At 63.2% G+C, this 20,219-nt stretch carries 6 protein-coding genes; all 6 read left to right on the top strand.

Annotation, left to right across the window (positions count from 1 at the left end):
* The first annotated feature begins 112 nt into the window (after positions 1-112).
* The 6 genes from MSTE_RS16480 to MSTE_RS16455 all read left to right on the top strand — a co-directional run bounded on the left by MSTE_RS16480 (position 113) and on the right by MSTE_RS16455 (position 20,209).
* Positions 113-3,481 (top strand): non-ribosomal peptide synthetase, encoded by a 3,369-nt coding sequence (locus tag MSTE_RS16480; protein WP_096502789.1) that lies wholly within the window; start codon positions 113-115, stop codon positions 3,479-3,481.
* Positions 3,482-3,489: 8 nt separating this feature from the next.
* Positions 3,490-7,302 (top strand): type I polyketide synthase, encoded by a 3,813-nt coding sequence (locus MSTE_RS16475; RefSeq protein ID WP_096502787.1) that lies wholly within the window; start codon positions 3,490-3,492, stop codon positions 7,300-7,302.
* Positions 7,299-12,353: a type I polyketide synthase gene (locus MSTE_RS16470; protein WP_096502785.1), complete on the top strand. Its 5,055-nt coding sequence runs from the start codon at positions 7,299-7,301 to the stop codon at positions 12,351-12,353. Before MSTE_RS16475 ends, MSTE_RS16470 begins: the two co-directional genes overlap by 4 nt.
* Positions 12,350-18,316 (top strand): SDR family NAD(P)-dependent oxidoreductase, encoded by a 5,967-nt coding sequence (locus MSTE_RS16465; RefSeq protein ID WP_096502783.1) that lies wholly within the window; start codon positions 12,350-12,352, stop codon positions 18,314-18,316. Before MSTE_RS16470 ends, MSTE_RS16465 begins: the two co-directional genes overlap by 4 nt.
* Positions 18,317-18,379: 63 nt before the next feature.
* Entirely contained in the window at positions 18,380-19,180 is an 801-nt protein-coding gene (locus MSTE_RS16460) for a class I SAM-dependent methyltransferase (protein ID WP_057968690.1), read from the top strand.
* Positions 19,181-19,270: 90 nt separating this feature from the next.
* A complete protein-coding gene (locus MSTE_RS16455) occupies positions 19,271-20,209 on the top strand; it encodes a methionyl-tRNA formyltransferase (RefSeq protein WP_096502781.1) in 939 nt (312 codons plus the stop codon).
* The last annotated feature ends 10 nt before the right edge of the window (positions 20,210-20,219 follow it).

The raw sequence follows: 20,219 nt of genomic DNA, 5'->3' as shown, positions 1-20,219 counted from the left end.
CGAATTCTATTCGCTCCGAAGCATTTTCGGCTCTGCGTCCAATGCTGTGCGAACCCGAAGATGCAAAAACCGCTGTGATTATGCGGCTTTAGTGGACAGGGGAGGCATACGAATGTCGTCGTCCCGAGCAGGCAATTCGACCTCGGCAGAGCGTTTGCGGTTGTTGCGGGCACTGCTGACTGAACGTGGGCTCACGGATGCGTCCTCGAGTTCCCGGAGCACGAATATTCAGGCGCGATCGCACACGGCAGTGGTTCCGTTGTCTTCGACACAGCGTCGGATGTGGTTCGCACAAGCCCTTTTTCCGGAGGACACGGCATATAACATGCTGGTCGGCCTACGGATTGACGGTCCACTCGATCTTGATTCGTTGCGCACGAGTGTGATCCGATTGTTCGGCCGGCACGCGATTCTGCGGACTCGCTACACCCATGGCCCCGACGGCGAGCTGATACAGCTGATCGAGCAGACCGAGGATATCGCGCTCTCAGTCGTTGACATCGATGACAAGGCGTCGGCGACGCTGGAGGACGCGATCGCGGCTCTCGCGCGGGAGATCGCCGACCGCCCTTTCGATCTCGCCTCAGACCCTCCGCTGCGCGTCGAGCTTTTGCGTGCCTCAGCGCATGTGCATGTTCTGATCCTGGTACTGCATCACATCGCGGCGGACGAGATCACCTGGGATTTGTTGTTCGCTGACTTATCTGCGCAATACGCCTTCGAGACCGGCCAGACTGGCGCTGCGCCAGCGGCTCCGGGCCTCGAATACGCAGACTATGCGGTGTGGGAGCAACAACGACTGCAGCATGGTCATCTCGACAACCAGCTGCAATATTGGGTTGACCGACTCACCCCGCTACCGCCCACCGTTGGCTTTCCGGCGACGACTCAGTCTCCGGAGCCGAACGCTACGGCCAGCGGGCGATACCGGCATGTGCTGCCAGACAGCACCGTTGCGGGCCTGCGAGATCTAGCGCGAATTCACAAGGCCACGCCCTACACGATCGTACTTGCAGGGTTGGCTACGGTCCTGCATCGATACACAGAGGCAACGGATTTGGTGATCGGGGTTCCGACGCTGGTCCGTGATGCGTCCGAAGTCGAAGGCGTGTGGGGCAATTTCACGAACACCCTTGCGCTACGGCTGAACGTCGATGGTCAGACGACCTTCCTGGACTTGCTGGGTCGCGCTCGATCGGCCTTTTTCGACGCCTACGACAACCGTGACATTCCTTTTGAGACGGTCATCGAAAGAGTGGCGCCGCAACGAACAACGGGCCGCTCACCACTGTTCGAGGTTATGTTCGCGGCAACTCGGCCGGTCACGAGTGAGTTGAGTTTGGCCGGAACGACGACGACCGACCTCGGATTGCCCAACCCGGCACCGATGTTTGACCTCGCCATTGATCTGGTCGACGGAACGGCGTTGGCCGCTACTTTCCGAACCGATAAATACGCACCGGAATTCATACAGCAAGTCCTGGAGCACCTCGCCACGGTGTTGGCCCATGGGGTGGTGAATCTGGAGTGCAGTGTGCGTGATCTGCCTTTGCTGACCGAGCAGCAACGACAGCACATCCTCCGCGACTGGAATGCCACCGGGGACACCCGGCACCTCGTCGATATCCCGCTACACACATTGTTTGAGCGACAGGCGCAACAGAACCCGAATGCCATCGCCGTCGTCACCGAGGACGGTGAGCTTAGTTACGGTGAACTGGATGTGCTTGCCGGGCAGTTGGTCTCGTCGATTCGCTCGCTCGGCATCGGTAGTGGAAGCCTTGTCGGAATCAACATGAACAGGTCGGCGGACCTCGTGGTGGCGCTACTGGCCGTGTTGAAGGCCGGTGCCGCGTTCGTCCCGTTGGAGCCTGCTTGGCCGGCGAGCCGGATAGCGGAGGTGTGTACAAACGCTCGCCTCGCGGGGGTACTTACACATGGCGATCCTGCGACGCGACTGCCAAGCCTGGAGATACCAGTGCTGAATCTCGACGAGAAACCATGGGACGCAACTAACCACAACGATCCGGCGCCGGGCGTCCAGATGGCCGAGCTCGCCTATGTCGTCTTCACGTCCGGTTCCACCGGCACTCCGAAGGGGGTAATGGTGACTCATGCCGGAATTTGCAACCGACTGCTGTGGCAAGCCGATGTCCTCGGATTCGGGGCCGACGACGCTGCCCTGCACAAGTCGTCGCTCGGGTTCGACATGGGAATCAACGAGATATTTCTCCCGCTCGTCTGCGGTGCTGCGGTGGTTCTGCCCAAGGTGGGAGCCGAGTCGGATCCGGCATACTTGCTCGACCTGATCGCACGCACCGGTGTCACGTTCATCGACCTGGTGCCGTCGCTACTTGACCCGATGCTGGATCGGCCCGAGTTCACCGAGGCGACTCGCTCGCTGGCTTCGGTGTGGACGGGTGGCGAGGCGCTGAGCCCAGAGCTGCTCGAGCGGTTCCTTTCTCGCTGTGAGATTCCCATGTATCACGGGTACGGGCCCACCGAGGCGACCGTGGCATGCACATACGAGGTCTACCGGGCAGGCTCATCCAGGCACGGTGTGACCATCGGTACGCCGATCGCCAACAACCAGGCCTTCATCCTCGATAGATTGCTCCGACCGGTTCCGCCGGGTGTATCCGGAGAGCTGTACATCGGGGGGGTTCAGCTCGCGCGCGGATATGTGGAAGACCCGGCCCGCACCGCCGAGCGGTTTGTCGCCGATCCGATATCGGGCGCACCCGGCGCTCGTATCTACCGCACCGGGGACAGGGCACGTTTCCTGCCCAACGGCACCATCGAGTTCCTTGGGCGAGTGGACAATCAGTTGAAGATCCGGGGCCGCAGGATCGCGCCGGAAGAGATCGAGAACGCGATCACCGCACACCCAGCCGTCCGTCGCGCGGCAGTCATGGCGCAAGGCGATCGATTGGTTGCGTACTGTGCCTGCGAGGATCCCGCGCTGACCTGGCTGCAGCTGCGCGACTGGTTACGTACGCGGCTGCCGGAGCACCTAATACCCCCGGCCGGAACCATTCTCGACGCGCTGCCGCAACTGCGGTCAGGGAAGATCGATCGCGCTGCGGTGCAAAGAATTCCGGTCGAAGTGAGCGCGGCGATCGTTCCCTACCTCGAGCCGCGGTACGCGATGGAACGAGTACTGGTGGACTTGTGGCTCGCGGTGCTCAAGGTTCCCCGTATCGGTGTTGACGACAACTTCTTCGACATCGGTGGTCATTCGCTGTTACTGGCTCGCGTTCAAGCCAGACTCTCCGAGCAGCTTGGTTTTTCGGTATCGCTGCTCGACCTGTACGCACACCCGACCGTCGCGGAGCTCGCCACGTATCTGAACGGCGCTCGCGATCAGGGCACTAAATCCGAAGTAAACGGCAGCGGCGGTCTCGTCGCTGCGCGCAGTCGAGCTGAGCGTGGGCGAGACGCCCGTGCGCAGCGCCTATCACAGCAACGACAAAGGCGGTAGATCAAGTCATGCAGCACTCTTCGACATCGGCAGAGCAGCTCCAACGGACATGGTTACGGGGTGGAGCTTTTGACCCAGACGGGCATCCGGCGTTGGTGGTCTTCCCGCATGCCGGTGGTGGAGCCTCGTTCTATCGCTCCTGGTTGACCAACCCGGACTTCTCGGTGCATATCGTGCAATACCCGGGTCGCGAGGACCGGATTTCTGAACAGCTCCCCTCGAGTCTGGGTGCGTTGGCCGACGGCGTGGCCGAGGCGTTGCTGACCCTGGGAGATCGGCCGCTGTATTTGTTCGGCCACAGCATGGGCGCGCTGGTCGCCTTCGAGGTCGCGCGGCGACTGGAGGCGGCCGGTAGGTATCCGCAGCTCCGACTGTGTGTTTCCTCGTACACGGCACCGCATCTCGTCCGCAGTGGTGGGCTGCGGGACCTTGATGATGACGCATTTATCGCCTATGGGCGTTCGGCCACGGACGAGGTGAGCGTCGCCAAGGGGCAGGACAGCGCATTCGACGTAGCGGCGTTGCGCGATCTGGTCATCTCTGGCATGCGAGCCGATTTCCGGCTGGTCGAACAGTATCGGACCGACCCAGAGCCGCCCGTGGACGCACCGATCCTCGCACTCTGGGGCAAGGACGAGGCTATCGACCCCGCTGACATGGATCTTTGGGCGCACGTGACCCGCGGCGGCTACCGGTCGGCAACATTTCCAGGCGGGCACTTCTACCTCGCTGCCGAGCGAGATGCGCTGCTGGAGAACGTGCGTCAGTGGTGCTCGGAACTCGATCACGGCTCAAGCCGGACGACGGCTGACGGTGATTCGGCAACTGGCGATGACCACGAGGTTCGGGACGACGACGTCGCGGTAATCGGCATCGCTGCGCGGGTGCCCGGTGCCACGAATCTGGATGAGTTCTGGGCGAATCTCTGTGCGGGAGAAGAATCGCTCACACGATTCACTGACGAGGAACTGCTGTCGGCGGGGGTCTCGCCGGAGGAACTCGGTGATCCGCGGCTGGTTCGGGTTCGGCCGATTCTGGCCGATGTCGCCGACTTCGATCCCAAGTTTTTCGCGTACGCCCCGAGCGAGGCACGATCGATTGATCCGCAGCAACGGCTCTTCCTCGAATGTGCCTGGGAGGCTGTGGAATCGTCAGGTTATGACCTTCAGCGATACGACGGTTCGGTCGGGGTGTTCGGGGGCAGTGCGGGCTCGACCTACTACCGGGCAAACCTGTCGACCGACTATGGGAACCTCAACGGCACCGAGTATCTCCAGACGGCGCTGGCAACCGAGAACGATTTTCTGGCGCCCCGCGTTTCCTACAAGCTGAATCTGCGCGGCCCCAGCATATCGTTGGGTACCGGCTGCTCCACCTCGCTGGTGGCCATCCACCTTGCGGTGCAAAGCGTTTTGTCGGGTGAATCCGACATGGCGCTGGCCGGTGGCGCCTCCATCACCTTCCCGCAAACCGCCGGATACGTGGCTACCGAGAGCGGCGCCATCTCTACCTCCGGTCGATGCCGTGCGTTTGACGCGTCCGCCGACGGCACATTGGTCGGCGACGGTGTCGGAGTGGTCCTGCTGAAACGTGCGTCGAGCGCTGTCGCAGACGGTGATTCGATTCTCGGGATTATCAGGGGAACCGCCGTTAACAACGATGGTGGAAACAAGGCCGGGTTCGCGGCGCCGAGTGTGAGCGGCCAGGTTGAGGTCATCACCGAGGCGTTGGCCGTCGCCGAGGTTCCGGCCGAGACCGTCGATTACGTGGAGACACACGGCACCGGCACGCTACTGGGTGATCCGATCGAGATCGCCGCGCTGGACAATGCTTTTCGCCAAGCGGGTGACACGCGAACAGAGGCATGTCGACTGGGCACCCTGAAGCCGAATATCGGACACACCGGGCCTGCCTCAGGCGTTCTGGCCCTCATCAAAGTGGTGCTGGCGTTTCAACATCGGATGTATCCGCCTGCTGTCAACTTCACGGCCCCCAACCCGCAGATCGAATTCTCAAAGAGTCCTTTTTATGTGGGTACGCGGCTGCGGCGCTGGAATGCGCCCGACGGTAAGCCGCGTCGGGCGGGAGTCAGCTCGTACAGCATGGGTGGCACCAATGCTCATGCCGTGCTGCAGGAAGCGCCAGTTTCGCAGGCGCCCGCTGCGGTTCAGGACGGTCCGCACCTGCTCGTGCTCTCGGCGCGAACGGCACCGGCGCTCGAGGCTGCGCGGAAGAACCTGGCGCGCCATCTGGAGCTGCATCCCGAACAAGATCTGGCTGCCGTTGCGGCCACGTTGCGCATCGGACGGCGTGCTTTCAGGCATCGGTATACCGCAGTCTGTGCGGATTCGACGGAAGCGCGGCAAGTCCTCGAAAGCGCGGGACTCGCACCATCTCGCGCCGGAATTGCCTCCGACAAGCCCCGCCCCGTCGTGCTCCTCTTCCCAGGTCAAGGCAGCCAGTTCAGTGGCATGGGTGCGCAGCTCTACGCGGCGTCACCGGTCTATCGCCGGCACATCGACGAGTGCGCCACCCGCTTTGAGCCGCTGATCGGTGTGGATCTGCGCACCATGCTGTGCGCCGAGGGTGACGAGGCCGCCGACGCTGCGCTCATGCAGACCCGCCTGACCCAGCCCGCACTGTTCACGGTTGGGTATGCGCTTACCCGACTCCTCGGTGAATGGGGTGTGCAACCCGTCGCCATGCTCGGCCACAGCATCGGTGAACTGGTGGCTGCTTGCGTGGCAGGGGTATTCACGTTGGACGAAGCAGTTCAGCTGGCGTCGCTGCGCGGTGAACTGATTCAGCAGTGTGAGTCCGGTGCCATGGCTGCCGTCGGTGCATCGCTCGATGCCGTCACCGCGATGCTTCCGGCCGGGGTATCGGTTGCGGCGGTCAACGGCCCGGAGCAGGTCGTTGTTGCCGGCAGCGCCGAGGGGATCGAAGCACTCGTGCAGGAGGCAGCGAGTGCCGGCGTGCGCTGCACGCGCCTGCCGGTGAATCGGGGCTTCCATTCCGCCCTCGTCGATCCGGCTGTCGACCGTTTCTCGGCTGCTGTGGCGGGGCTGCGATTGCAACCGCCGCAGGTTCCTTTTATGTCCAATGTCACCGGTACCTGGATTACCGGGGCACAGGCCACCGACCCCCAGTATTGGGGACGGCAGCTGCGTGAGACGGTGCAGTTCGCTTCCGGCCTGGCGGTGCTGTGTGCCGAGTATCCGGATGCGGTTCTTGTCGAGGCCGGTCCCGGTCACACCCTGCGCGGCATCGTCGCGGCGAATACTCAGGAACCCGAGGTTGTTTCGATGCTCGGGGATCGGACCGGTGACAGTGCGACCGTTGCGATGGCGGCAGCAGGACGCCTATGGGCCGCGGGCGCCGAGCTGGCGTGGCAGCACTTCGGTGCGCCACAGCCGCGGGTGCCTCTGCCCACCTATCCGTTCGAGCGGGAGCGGTTGTGGATGATTCCGCCGAAGCCCGTCGCCAGCCGGCCCGCAAGGCAGGCACCGGCGGCGCCTGCCAAACAGGTGCCGACGGTGACCGAGACCGCCCCACAGGCCGACGTCTCGCCGACAGTGGCGGTCCAGCAGATCTGGTGTGAGGCACTGGGTGTGACGAGCGTTGAACCGGACGACAATTTCTTCGACCTGGGAGGCGATTCGCTGATTGCCGCTCGCATCGTGACAGCCATAGGGGAGCACTGCGGAATCAAGGTATCGGTGGCTGAGCTCTGGGACCAGGGCGCGACTCTTGCCGATCTTGTCGATCTGGTGCAGCGACGCTGCGGCAGCAATACCAATGCGGGAGAACTACGTCAGTGACAGTGGACATGGACACACCGACCACCGAGACAGAGTTTGCCGACATTGCCATCATCGGGATGCAGTGCCGTTTTCCCGGCGCCGATGACGTCAGTGAATACTGGTCGCTGCTCACGGAAAAGCGAGAAGGCGCAAGATCTTTGGATGACCTGGCGGATGCGCCGGGGCTAGTGCGCCGCGAGGCCGCCATCGAGGGAATCGAACTATTCGACGCCAAGTTCTTCGGTTACCCGCCGGCCGAGGCCGCGATGATAGATCCGCAGCAGCGTCTCTTCCTCGAATGTGCGTATCACGTCTTCGAACAGGCCGGTTATGACACGGATCGATACGAGGGACTGGTCGGCGTCTACGCGGGCTCCGGACAATCGAACTATCTCATCGCGAACGTTCTTCCGCATCTGGGTGTCAGCCCTTCCTCGGCGGACGCGTTGCCGGCGGGGTTTGCCAATTCGCCGGGATCACTTCCTGGCCGCGTCTCCTACCATCTCAATCTGACGGGTCCGAGTGTTGCGGTGAGCACGGCCTGTTCGACCTCACTGGTTGCGGTGCACCTGGCATGCCAGGAACTATTGGACTATCGATGTGACCTGGCTCTGGCCGGGGGAGTGAGCTTGAATCCCCACCCCGGCAAGGGATACCGGTACACCCCCAATGGACCGCTGTCGCCCGATGGTCGCTGCCGGGCCTTCGATGCCGACGCTGCGGGTATGTTCCCGGGCGACGGCGTGGGAGTTGTTCTGCTCAAGCGCTTGTCCGACGCGCTTACCGATGGAGACCGAATTCGGGCTGTCATCAAAGGAAGTGCGGTCAACAATGATGGACGCCACAAGACCGGATTCACCGCGCCCAGTGCCACCGCGCAGAGCGACGTCATCGTCGCAGCGCATGCCGTTGCCGGAGTTGAGGCGAGTTCGATCGGCATGGTCGAGGCTCACGGGACGGGAACACCGCTCGGCGATCCCATCGAGGTGTCGGCACTGACCAAGGCATTTCGGGAATCCACCGACCAGACCGGCTACTGCCTGCTTGGCAGTGCCAAGACAAACATCGGCCATACCGATACCGCCGCCGGAGTGGCGGGACTCATCAAGGCTGCGCTGTCCATCGAGCACGGTGTGATCCCCGCGAACCTGCATTACGCCGCCGAGAATCCGCTGCTCGACCTTGCCAACAGCCCGTTTCGCGTGGCCGCCGACACCGTCGACTGGCCGGAGGGAGACGGACCGAGGCGCGCCGGTGTGAGCGCCTTCGGAATCGGCGGCACCAACGTACATATGGTGCTCGAGCAGGCGCCACGCCATGCCCAAGCCGACCTGCCCCGGACCACGGCCCGCTCGGAGTCCTTGCTGGTTCTGTCGGCCGCCACCGCGACGGCACTGGAACAACAGGCCGCGCGATTGGCCGAATACCTGCGCAGCAATAGTGATATCGATCCAGCGGATGTTGCCGACACTCTGCAATCGGGTCGCCGCAGGCTGCCATATCGGCGTTCGGTGGTGTGCGGGTCGGCGAAACAGGGGGCGTCTCTGCTGACCGCTCCCGCCCAAGCGACCCGAGCGAATGACGGTGCGGTTCCGTTGGTTCTGTTGTTGCCCGGCGGCGGGGCGCAGTACGTCGGGATGGGCCACGGACTCTACGAGACTGAGGAGGTCTTCCGGTCGTCAATCGACGAGTGCGCCCAGATCCTGGCTGAGCATTGCGATATCGACCTGCGTAGCCACCTGTTTGGAGATGGTGGGCTCGACGAGCAGCGGCTCGATGTCGTCTTTCCGGCCGTGGTGGCGACCGAGTACGCCCTCGCGACTCAGCTCGCGGCGTGGGGGTTGACACCGAGCGCGATGCTCGGCCATAGCCTGGGAGAGTATGCGGCGGCGTGCCTGTCCGGCGTCATTGATATTGACCAAGTACTGCCGTTGGTTTCGGCGCGTGGACGATTGTTCGCCCGAATGGGCGGTGCGACCACAAGCATTCTGCTGTCCGCAGCCGATGTCAGCCCACTGTTGAGCGGACGACTCGTTGTTTCCGGAATCACCGACGCATCGTCGTGTACGGTCTCCGGACCCACTGCCGAGATCGCGCTACTGGAAGAGGAATTGGAACTGCGCGGCGTCCAATTCCAGCGGGTGCGGGTATCGATGGCGGTGCACTCGCCCGAGTTGGATCCCGTGCTCGGCGAGTTCGCCGACATCTTGGCCGGTGTCACGCTGCGGCCACCGCGCGTGCCGTATCTGTCGAATGTCACCGGCACCTGGATACGGCCTGAGGAGGCAACCGACCCGGGCTACTGGATCCGGCACAGCCGTGAGCCTGTGCAATTGGCCGCTGGATTCGGCGAATTGGCAAGCCTCCAGGGGGCGGTGCTGTTGGAGGTAGGCCCTGGTCAGACATTGACGCGGCTTGCCCAGCCGCAGGGTGACGCGGCTTTCGCAGCTTTTGCCACGATGCGGCATCGCGACGACCGCCGCAGCGACCGGCGTGCACTGCTCGCGGCTGTGGGCAAGGCCTGGGAGCACGGCATCGACATCGACTGGAACCTGATATCGGGCGGCCGGCGGCCGGCACGCATCGAGTTGCCCGGCTATCCGTTCGAGCGACAGCGGTACTGGATCGCACCGTCCGACGGCCCACAGCCGCCCGACCGGCCGAATATAACCGTTCCGGTATGGCGCAGCAGTACACCGATAGCTCCCGCTGCAGAGCCGCCCGCGGCACGATGGCTGGTTCTGGTTGACGAGGATCCGGCCACTGTTCGATTCGCCCAGGAACTCGCCGAGACAGTCGGCGCTGCTGTTGATCTGCTCGGGCCCGGCCTGACACCCGCTTCGGCCGAATACCAGCGCATCGTGTTCCTTCCCGGTGCGCGCGGAGCGCGGCCGGATCGCGAACGATACGTGCAACTGGCGCGCGCTGTCGATGCCGCCGGTTCTGGTGTGGCGGTACATGTCTGCGTCGGCAACGCCTTCGATGTCACCGGCGTGGAGGACATCGACGTCAGTCAATGGCTGGCAGTTGGCGCTGCACAATGGTTGCGCCGTAACGGCGTAACGCACGTCGTCAACGTGGTGGATATGGACCTGACCGACGCCCGGGCGCTGGTCGCGGAGTTGTCGGTTCCGGATGGCGATCGAACGGTGGCCTATCGCAACGGGCGGCGATGGGTCCTCAGCAGTGAGCCGGTCGAAGGGGCGGCCGCAACATGGTCGAGCGCCGGGGCAGGATTGCGCGCCGAGCCGATTGATGTTGTGGTGCCGCAAGGTTCGACACAAGTGTCGAACGCGCTGGACGACCTGTGCACCCGGTACGTATGCGCGCACCTGCGAAGCGCCGGTGTCGTGATGACCCCCGGAACCGAGCACTCGCGTGATGAGTTGATCGCGCGGCTCGGGGTGGTACCGGACTACCACAAGATTGTCGACGCCTTCGTGCGCATCCTGAGCGAGGACGGCATAGTCTCCAGCGAGAACGGTCGGCTGCGCGTGCTCGATGTGCCGGCAGTGGCCGATGTGCCCGAACTCGGGCGTTGGTGCACCGATAATCCTGAGCTGGCGACATGGGCCCAGCTGCTGGACCAATGCATGCGTGGTTACGGCGAGGTGCTGCGCGGGCAGATCGCCGGCAATGAGGTTGTCACGCCGAACGGGGACGACAGTCTGTATCGGAGCCTGACCGAACAACGCATCGCGCATAGCGATTTCGCAACGTACCGCGATCTGATCGGGACGACACTTGCCGGGCTGGCCGCCAACGCCACCCCGGGGCGGCCGCTGCGGATCCTCGAGATCGGCGCAGGCCGTGGCTACCTGACGTGGCCGGTGGTCGACGCGCTGCGCGGCCTGCCGGCCGGCTCGGTCGAGTACCACTTCACCGATATCGGACGCTCGTTTGTGGTGGCCGCCCAGCGGCAGGCCGAAGCAGAGGGTCTCGATTTCGTCCGATTCGCGTCTCTCGATATCGTCGACGATCCGGCCGGGCAGAGTCTGCCGCTTGCGGGGTTCGACGTTGTCCTGGCGTTCAACGTGTTGCATGTGGCACCGGATCTGCCGACCGCTATCCGCAACACCGCGGCGTTCACTGCTCCCGGCGGCCTGATGTTCTTACTGGAAGCCAAGACTGAGGAGCGTTGCGACTCGCTGATCGACCCGCTGTTGACCGGCTGGCTCGATTTCGACGACGACGTGCGGACGGACTCACCGTTGGTGGCACCGCAACAGTGGGCAGCGCTGCTCGACGCGAACGGATTCACGGACTCGACCGTCTACGATTCCGGACCGGCGGGTGACCATGCGCTGATCGTCGCCGAGCGTCCTGAGCCGGTGCTCACCTTGGATCCGGACTTCGATCGTGCCATCGCCATGCTGCATGAGATCGCGGCGTCGGAACCGTCGTCGCAACGCACGCTGCTCACGAGGCCGGACGAGGACTCCCTCGATGCGGCACTGGCCGAAGGGTATGCGCACGGCACACTCGCCGTTCGGCACCGCGCCGGAGTTGGAGATTGGACCTTTGTCGACACCTCGGCGTGCGACGAGATGAACGTTCCGCCAGACCGATTCGGTGAGGTGCTCGGTGCGCTCGCGGTACCCACGGTGGTTTTGGGTGGATCGACTAAGGCAGTGACACATGATGAGCAGGAGCCGGCCTCGGTGTCGGATACGCCTGCTGCCTCATCGGCGAACGTGTCGTTCAACCACCGCCCGGTGCTGTCGACGGAGTACTGCGCGCCACGGTCGAGATTGGAGGAAGGTATCGCGGCGATCTGGCAGCGCTTCTTTGGGTACGACCGGATCGGTGTCAATGATCGTTTTCTCGAACTGGGTGGCGAGTCGCTACTGGCCATGCAGATCGCTGCGGAGCAGCGCAATGCGCTCGGGATCGAAATGAGTATGCGTCAGTTGCTTGAATCAGTCACCGTGGCGGACGTTGCCGCGGCCGTGGCAACACCGTCGGACGAACCCGAGGCGTCCTCGATACCCGCGCCGCCCGCCCGTCGCGGGCGCGCCGCGCTGCGTACCGCAGACGGCATCATTCTGCTTGAGGGAGTACGAGAGTGACTACTATCGACTACCTTCCCGCATCCACATCGGGGGAGGAGATCATCCTCTTCCGGGCGTCCTTCGCCCAGCAGCGAATGTGGTTCCTGAGTCGACTCGACCCGGACAGTCATTACTACAACGTGCCGATTGTTCTGCATTTCCGCGGTGCAGTACGCCCGGACGCGCTGCGACGCGCACTCGCTGAAATGGTGTCCAGACACGAGATCCTGCGCACAACCTTTGTCGAGGTGGACGGCGAAGTGATGCAGGCGGTGGCCGCTGACACGGTTATTACACTGCCGCTCAAGGAAATTGAGAACTCCAGTGTGCAATCTGTGCAGCCGATGCAGCGTGCCGAGGTGCGCGCGGCAGTTCTCGACCTCGTGTGCGCGCCGTTCGACCTGCGTACCGGACCGTTGCTGCGGGCGCATCTACTCGACCTGCGGGACGGGGAGTTCCTGTTGGTGCTGACGATGCATCACATCATCGTCGACGGCTGGTCCATCGGTGTGCTGTGCGAAGAGCTGCGCCAGCTGTACGGGGCCGAAGTAACAGGTATTCCTGCGGCACTGCCGCCACTGGAACTCCAGATCGGCGACCTGGCCGAACAAGAGCACGACGTCATGTCCGGGCCCGCACGCGAGCGTCATCTCGCATACTGGCGGTCGCAGTTGGCAGGCGAACTGAGCTCGCCTGCGCTTCCGTTCGATCGAGACAGGCCATCGGACAACGTTTTCCAGGGTGCCACCCTGGACTTCACCTTGTCGCCCTCGGATACGGCAGCGATGGCCGCGTTCGGGCGGGAGATGGACGTGACCGTCTTTGCGACGCTCCTCGCGGCGTTCTACACACTGTTGTACCGCTACAGCGGCTCAGATGATCAGGTGGTCGGAGCCCCGATGGCGAATCGGGAAGACCACCGGGTCTCGGCGCTCATCGGGCTGTTCGTGAACACAATTCCGTTGCGTGCCAAGATCAACCCCTCCGCCGGGTTCGCAGAATTGGTCAGCCATGTCCGCGAGGTGACCTTGGGTGCGTACGAGCACCAGGAGCTGCCACTCGAGCAGATCATCGATGAGGTCGCTCCCGCGCGTCTTCCCGGACGCAATCCGATGGTCGCCGTGCTGTTCGCGATGCAAAGCCCGCCGCCGGCCGACCTTGATTTCGCGGGAACGCCCGTGTCCTTCGTCGGGGTGCCGACAGGCACTACTCGCGCCGATGTGGAACTGCACTTCTGGCCCCTTGGGGAACGTATCGGGGTGCAGTTCGTCTACAGCACCGAACTATTCGATGCGGCGACGATGGAGCAGATGCGTGACGATTACACCACGCTATTGCGCGCGGCGATCGCGTCGCCGCAACTGGCGATCGAGGGCCTGCCGCTCGGTGCGCACGAAGCACGTGTGGCTCAGAGCCTGGCGCCGATGCTCCAGCATGCCGAGAGCTCTGTGGCGGTTGTCGATGGCCACACGGAGCTTACCCACGCCGAATTACGCACGACTGCAGTGCGATTGGCTGCGGTGATGTCAGGTGCCCGTGGCGGGAACGTTGTGCTCGCGCTCGAGCGCGGACCAGACCTCGTGGCTGCGCTGATAGCGGCGGTGTCCGCCGGTGCACGCCGTGTCGCGTGGTTACCCGCATCGCTACCGGCCACGTACCGGGAGCGCTCGCTGTGGGAGCTGGCGCCCGCGTTCGTCGTGGACGAAGCCGCCGTGGCGCAACTGGGAACGGGCGACGCCCGCACCATCAGCGAGCCCGAACCGCTGAACGCCGATGCGTCGATAGGACTTCTGGACAGTTATCTCGCTAACATTCTCGTCACCTTGTTGCATTCCGGTAGTGTCAATCTGCTTGACCCGGAACGGGTTCCGCAGGCGGTGCTGACCGCCGATCGCCGACTGGCGCCCCCGGGCATACTGGGGGAACTATGCGTCGGCCGACCGAGCGAGGCTGTGCTTCCTACGGGGATTCCGGCACGCATGCGCAGGGATTCTTCGGTGGAGATCGCACATTCTTCTCGTGGACGAGCATGGGACGGTCACCGCTGGACCGACCTGGCGACTGTCGACGCAGTGCTGATGGCGCACGAATTGATCGACGATTGCGCGGTACTGTCACGCCGAACCATCTCCGGCACCACCGAGTTGGTGGCCTATGTAGCAGCGTCCGCACCGATCTCCTCGGAACGGTTGTCAGAATTCGCACGCATCGTGCTGCCACCGTCACTGGTGCCGCACGCATTTGTTCCTGTTGCCGCACTACCGGTGACCATGACTGGAGCGCTTGATACCGCGGCGCTATACCGATTGCCGGTGATCGATGACGAGCTGATTGCCCAGTGGTCGGCGCGGCTACCCGAGGCCACCCAGATCCAGGTTGTGCCCGATATCGCTGAGACGCCGCGCATTCTTGTCGGCGATCCGACACCACCGCCCAAGCAGGCCCCGCCAGTGCCCGCGGCACAACGCGATGTCCACGAGCTCTCCGTGCTCGATGGCGGGCCGGCGGTCGAGCCTGTCGTGGCGTCGTTACCCGATGCGCTGGTTCGCGCAGCACATGATGCGGCCACCACAGAGCTGGTCTTTCTTGACGAATCGGGTGCCGAGCGCACGCTGACATACGCGGCGGTGCTCGATGCCGCGCGACGTGTGCTTGGAGGACTACGCGACGCGGGACTTGCTCCGGGAGATCTGGCGATTGTTCACCTATCCCGCAACGACGAGTTTGTGGCGGCGATCTGGGGATGTTTCCTCGGCGGCATTGTGCCGGTGCCGGTGGCCCCGAACGCGGTTGGCGGCGCCGAGAAGGCGGCGACGGCCTGGAGTGCGCTCAACCAGCCACTGATCATCAACGAGGCCGGGCAGCCTCCGGTACACCAGGCGGCGCGGGTGGTCCTGATCGGCGATCTTTTGGCGCACGACCCAGATGCCGAGCACCATGCGCCCGATCCCGAAGCGGTCGCATTGCTATTGCTGACCTCCGGTAGCACGGGACAGCCGAAGGGCGTACAGCTGACGCACCGCAATATCCTGAGCCGCTCGGCGGCGACCGCGCAGACGAATGCATTCGCCCCGGCGGATATCTCGTTCAACTGGATGCCGCTCGAGCATGTCGGCGGCATCGTCATGTCCCATCTTCAGGACGTGTACGTGTGTTGCCAGCAGGTACACGCGGCCACCTCATGGGTGCTGGCGGATCCACTGCGTTGGCTGACCATCGTCGACCGCTACCGCGTGACCAACACCTGGGCCCCCAATTTCGCGTTCGGCCTGATCGCCGATCGGCTCGCGGAGACGCCCAACGGCGACCGATTCGACCTGACGCGCTTGCGGTTCATTCTCAACGGTGGCGAGGCGATAGTTCCGCGCATCGCACGCCGATTCCTGCGCATGCTGGAGCATTTCGGTCTACCGCGCAGCGCGATGCGGCCGTCATGGGGGATGTCGGAGACGTCGTCAGGTGTGGTCTTCTCCCAGAACTTTTCGGTGGAAACCACCACCGACACCGACGAATTCACCGAGCTCGGAAAGCCGATCCATGGCACGCGGATACGCGTGGTCGACATGGACAACGCGGCCGTTCCCGTCGGCGAGATCGGACGGGTGCAGATCAGCGGACCCACGGTTACGCGCGGTTACTACGCCGACGCCGAGCGCACCGGGGAGGCATTCACGGCCGACGGCTGGTTCGACACGGGCGATCTTGGGCGGATTCACGGCGGTGCACTCACGCTCACCGGCCGTGCCAAGGACATCATCATCGTCAACGGCGTGAACTACAGCTGCCACGCGATCGAGTCCGCGGTCGAAGAATCCCCGTTAGTGATCGGCAGCTACGCCGCTGCGATCGGGGTACGACCGCCGGGCAGCGATACCGACGTCCTGGCGATCGTGTTCAGCCCGCAGCCTGGGGCCGCGGAACAGGAGGTCCTCGCCGATGTCCGTACTCGCGTGTTGGCGGTGGGACCCAACCCTGAGCTACTCATTCCCGTTCGGCCGGAAAGCATTCCAAAAACCGACATCGGAAAGATTCAGCGGAGCCTACTAAGACAACGGTTCGATGACGGCGAGTTCGCCGATATCGTGCGCAGGGTACAGACGTCGAGCGCGTCCGCGAACACCCTTCCGAACTGGTTCTTCCGGCCGGTGTGGCACCGGCGTGATCGTCTCCGGCCCAGTGCTCCCATTGACGGCGCCGTTTTGCTTCTCGGCGAATCGGGGAACCTTGGTGCCCAATTGGCGGACCGGCTGAGCGCGCAGGGCGTGCACGTGGTGCGTGCCACCGTGGCAGATATCGCTGCGGAGTTGAGCTCGGCTACCGGGACAACAGCGATTCGCACCGTGGTGTACCTCGCCGCGCCGCGGGCACAGGGGGAAATCACGGACAGTTCCCCAGAACCATTGCCGGTCGGTGTTTTCGACGTGGTCCGCATAGTCCGAACCGTCTGTGAAGAAGGGCAGGGCGATGGGCCGCCGCCGGCACTGTATGTCGTCGGCAGCGGCATCGAGCAGGTCACCGATACGGACGAGGTCGATCCTGGGCTGGCTCCGATTCCGGTGCTGTTGCGTAGTGCGGTAGCCGAAGTGCCTGGGTTGCGTGTGCGCTTCGTCGACCTGGATCGGACTGATCAGGCCTCCGGTGCAGACCACGTGACGGATGAACTGGGCTACTCCACCAATGATATTGAGGTTGCTTATCGATCCGGTGTTCGCTGGGTGAAGGGGCTGGAACAACTGCCGGACGAGCCCACTGCTGGTGCGGCGATTCCCTCTGGGGCTCTGCACCTGATTAGTGGAGGTCTGGGCGGACTGGCCTATGAGCTGGCCCGGCTGCTGATAGAACGCTTCGGCGGACGGGTGCTACTCGTAGGACACCGCCATCCAGATGAGCGACAATCCGCGGCCTACCAACGGTTATGCGATATCGCGGGTGATGAGGCGGTCCGGTTCGAGGTCGCCGACGTACGCGATATCGATCAGATATGGGATGCGGTCACGTCGGCAGAGGAGCACTGGGGCATCCAACTGTCTGGCATCTGGCATCTGGCCGGCGCGTATCGCGAGCAGCCGTTGGCTACCACGACAGCGTCCGACCTCACGGATGTCTCGACGGCGAAGGTTGCCGGAGCTCGCGCCCTGCATCGTGTTGCCTTGCGCCGCCCAGGCATTCGCTTCGTATCCTTCTCATCGGTCAACGGGTTCTTCGGCGGATCCACAGTCGGCGGGTACTCGGCGGCGAACGCCTATCTGGATGCCTTCGCCCTACATCAGCGCCGCAGCGGCGGTATCAGCGCGCACAGTATTGCGTGGACGATGTGGGACCGCGTGGGGATGTCGGCTGATGTGGAGCACGTGGAGGGCACCCGGGCCAGGGGATACCGCGTTGTCGGCCGCGTCGAAGCGCTGAACTCGCTGCTGGTCGCACTCGCTCATGATGTGCCGCACGTGCTGGTGGGTCTGGATGACACCAAGTCCGCGATCCGTGCCCGGTTGAGCGGTGTGGCGCCGGCAGGCCAGGTGCTTGTGGCAGATGTGAAGCAGACCGCTCCAGACTTCTCGGATAAGCCAATACGCGACAGATATGACCGCATCGTGCCCACGCGTGTCCAGTCGGCAGGTGTCGCCCGTCAGTGGGTGGCCGCGCGTGACGACACCGAGCGTCGGGTGTCGGCGATCTGGCGACAGGTGCTCGGATCTGACAACTTCGGAGTGACCGACAGTTTCTTCGATATTGGCGGGAACTCGGTACTACTGGCTCTGGCGCAGAGGCTGGTGCAGGAGGAGTTCGGTCAGCCGATCGCCCTTGTCGACTTGTTCCGCTATCCGACGGTGTCGAGCCTGGCGGCGTATCTGTCGAGTAGCGAGATCGATTCCGATTCAGGCAATCCCGAGCCTGGCACGGTGAGCGATCCCAACCCGGGCGTAGGTAGCGACCGCGCCCGGATCCGCAAGGAAGCGCGCCGCCGTCGCCGCGCACCATAGGCACTCAGGTGAGTTCTTACGTGTAGTGATTTTTCTTTCTGTACTGATTTGAGGAGTGATGACATGGCACAGGTCGATCTGACTGGGGTAGCCGAGACGGCGATGTGGACGCTGTATACCCGCGCCAACGAAGCACAACGGCCCGATGGAGTCCTGAAGGACCCACAATGCGTCGAGCTGTTCGAAGCAGTCGACTATCCTTTTGAAAGCAAATTCGGAAAAGACCAGACCGGCTTGCACGGCGAGAAATCTCGTCTCTTCGACACCGTGGTGCGCAAGTGGCTGACCGAGAACCCTAGCGGCACAATCGTCGAGCTGGGCGCCGGATTGGAGACTCAGTTTCATCGTCTCGACAACGGAACGGTTTCTTGGGTATGTGTCGATCTCGAAGAAGTGATTGCGGTGCGGGGAGAATTCCTGGCTCCTACCGAACGGTGTCGTTACGTCGCGGCCGATGCTCGCGACGTGTCATGGTTTGACCAGGTAGGGCCCGGGCCCGTTCTCATCACAGCGCAGAGCTTTCTCATGTTCCTCCCCGAAGAGCAGGTGCGACAACTGCTGGTCGCCATCATCGACAGATTCCCTGGTGTGGAAATCGTTTTCGACACGATCTCGCCGGCCATATCCCAGAAGATGGTCAAGGGTTACCGGCCGACTGAAAACTACGAATTTCCGCCAGCGCCATGGGGGATCAAGCGGGACGACATCGCCCCACTGCTGCAGCAATGGCATGGGGGCATTTCAAGCGTCGATGTGCAGAGTTTCGGCGCAGTCCACGGAACCCTGAATGTGCTCAAGCCACTGTTCCTTCGGGTTCCGGCGCTGCGCGCCGTCCTGCCAGTTGTGGCACATCTGAAAACGTAAACCTGATGCGCGCCACCATCTAGGTCCGCATCCTTCGTGTTGGCCAAGGGCGTAAGCCCCCGGGCAGAGGCAAAGAAATAGGGGTTGTGTATGCGTGTCGTGTCGTTTGGGTATCAGGTCTGGGGTTACCGGACTTTGCAGGCGTTGATCGATCTGGGGCATGAGGTGGTGCTTGCGGTTACGCATCCTTCCAGTGAGGAAGCGTACAAGGCGATTTGGTCGGCGCCGGTTGATGAGCTTGCGCGTGAGCACGGTATTCCGGTGCATTTGGCGACGCGGGTCGATGCTGAAACGATCGAATTGGTCAAGGGTGCCGAGCCCGATGTCATTGTGGTCAATAGTTGGTACAACCGGATGCCGGTGGAGCTCTATGATTTTCCGCCGCATGGCACGTTGAATTTCCATGATTCGTTGTTGCCGAAATTCACTGGGTTTTCGCCTGTTTTGTGGTCGTTGATCAGTGGTGAGTCCGAGTTCGGGTTGACGGTGCATCGTATGGATAGCGGTTTGGATACCGGTGACATTTTGGTGCAGCATTCCCTGCCGATCGGTCCGGCTGATACGGGCACCGAGTTGGTGTTGCGGGGGATGGATCTGATTCCGGGGGTTTTGGCTGAGGCGTTGGGTGCGTTGGAATCTGGTGAGGCGCTGTGGCGCCCGCAGAACAAGGCGGAGCGAACGTATTGCCATAAGCGTTCTGAGCGTGACAGCGCGATCGATTGGAGTTGGCCGGCCGAGGATCTGGAGCGGTTTGTGCGGGCGCTATCGGATCCGTATCCGCGGGCGTTCACGTTCTATGACGGTGCGCGTATCGAGGTTTTGGAGGCGCGGATTTCCGAGGCGCGTTATGGCGGTACGCCGGGGCGGGTGATCGTGCAGGAAGAAGGCGGAGTGGTGGTGTGTGGCTCTGATGCCTACCGCGTGGGTAACCGCGGGCTGGTGATCACCCGCATCCGAGACGCGGACGGCAACGAGCACAGCGGCCACGAGTACTTCCGACGCGGGGGATATCTCAACAGCCACAACTAATCCCCAGGCG

Origin of the sequence: [Mycobacterium] stephanolepidis (assembly GCF_002356335.1) — a bacterium.
Lineage (GTDB): Bacteria > Actinomycetota > Actinomycetes > Mycobacteriales > Mycobacteriaceae > Mycobacterium > Mycobacterium stephanolepidis.
The sequence above is the reverse complement of the archived record's forward strand: the minus strand, read 5'-3'. Positions and strand labels throughout refer to the sequence as shown.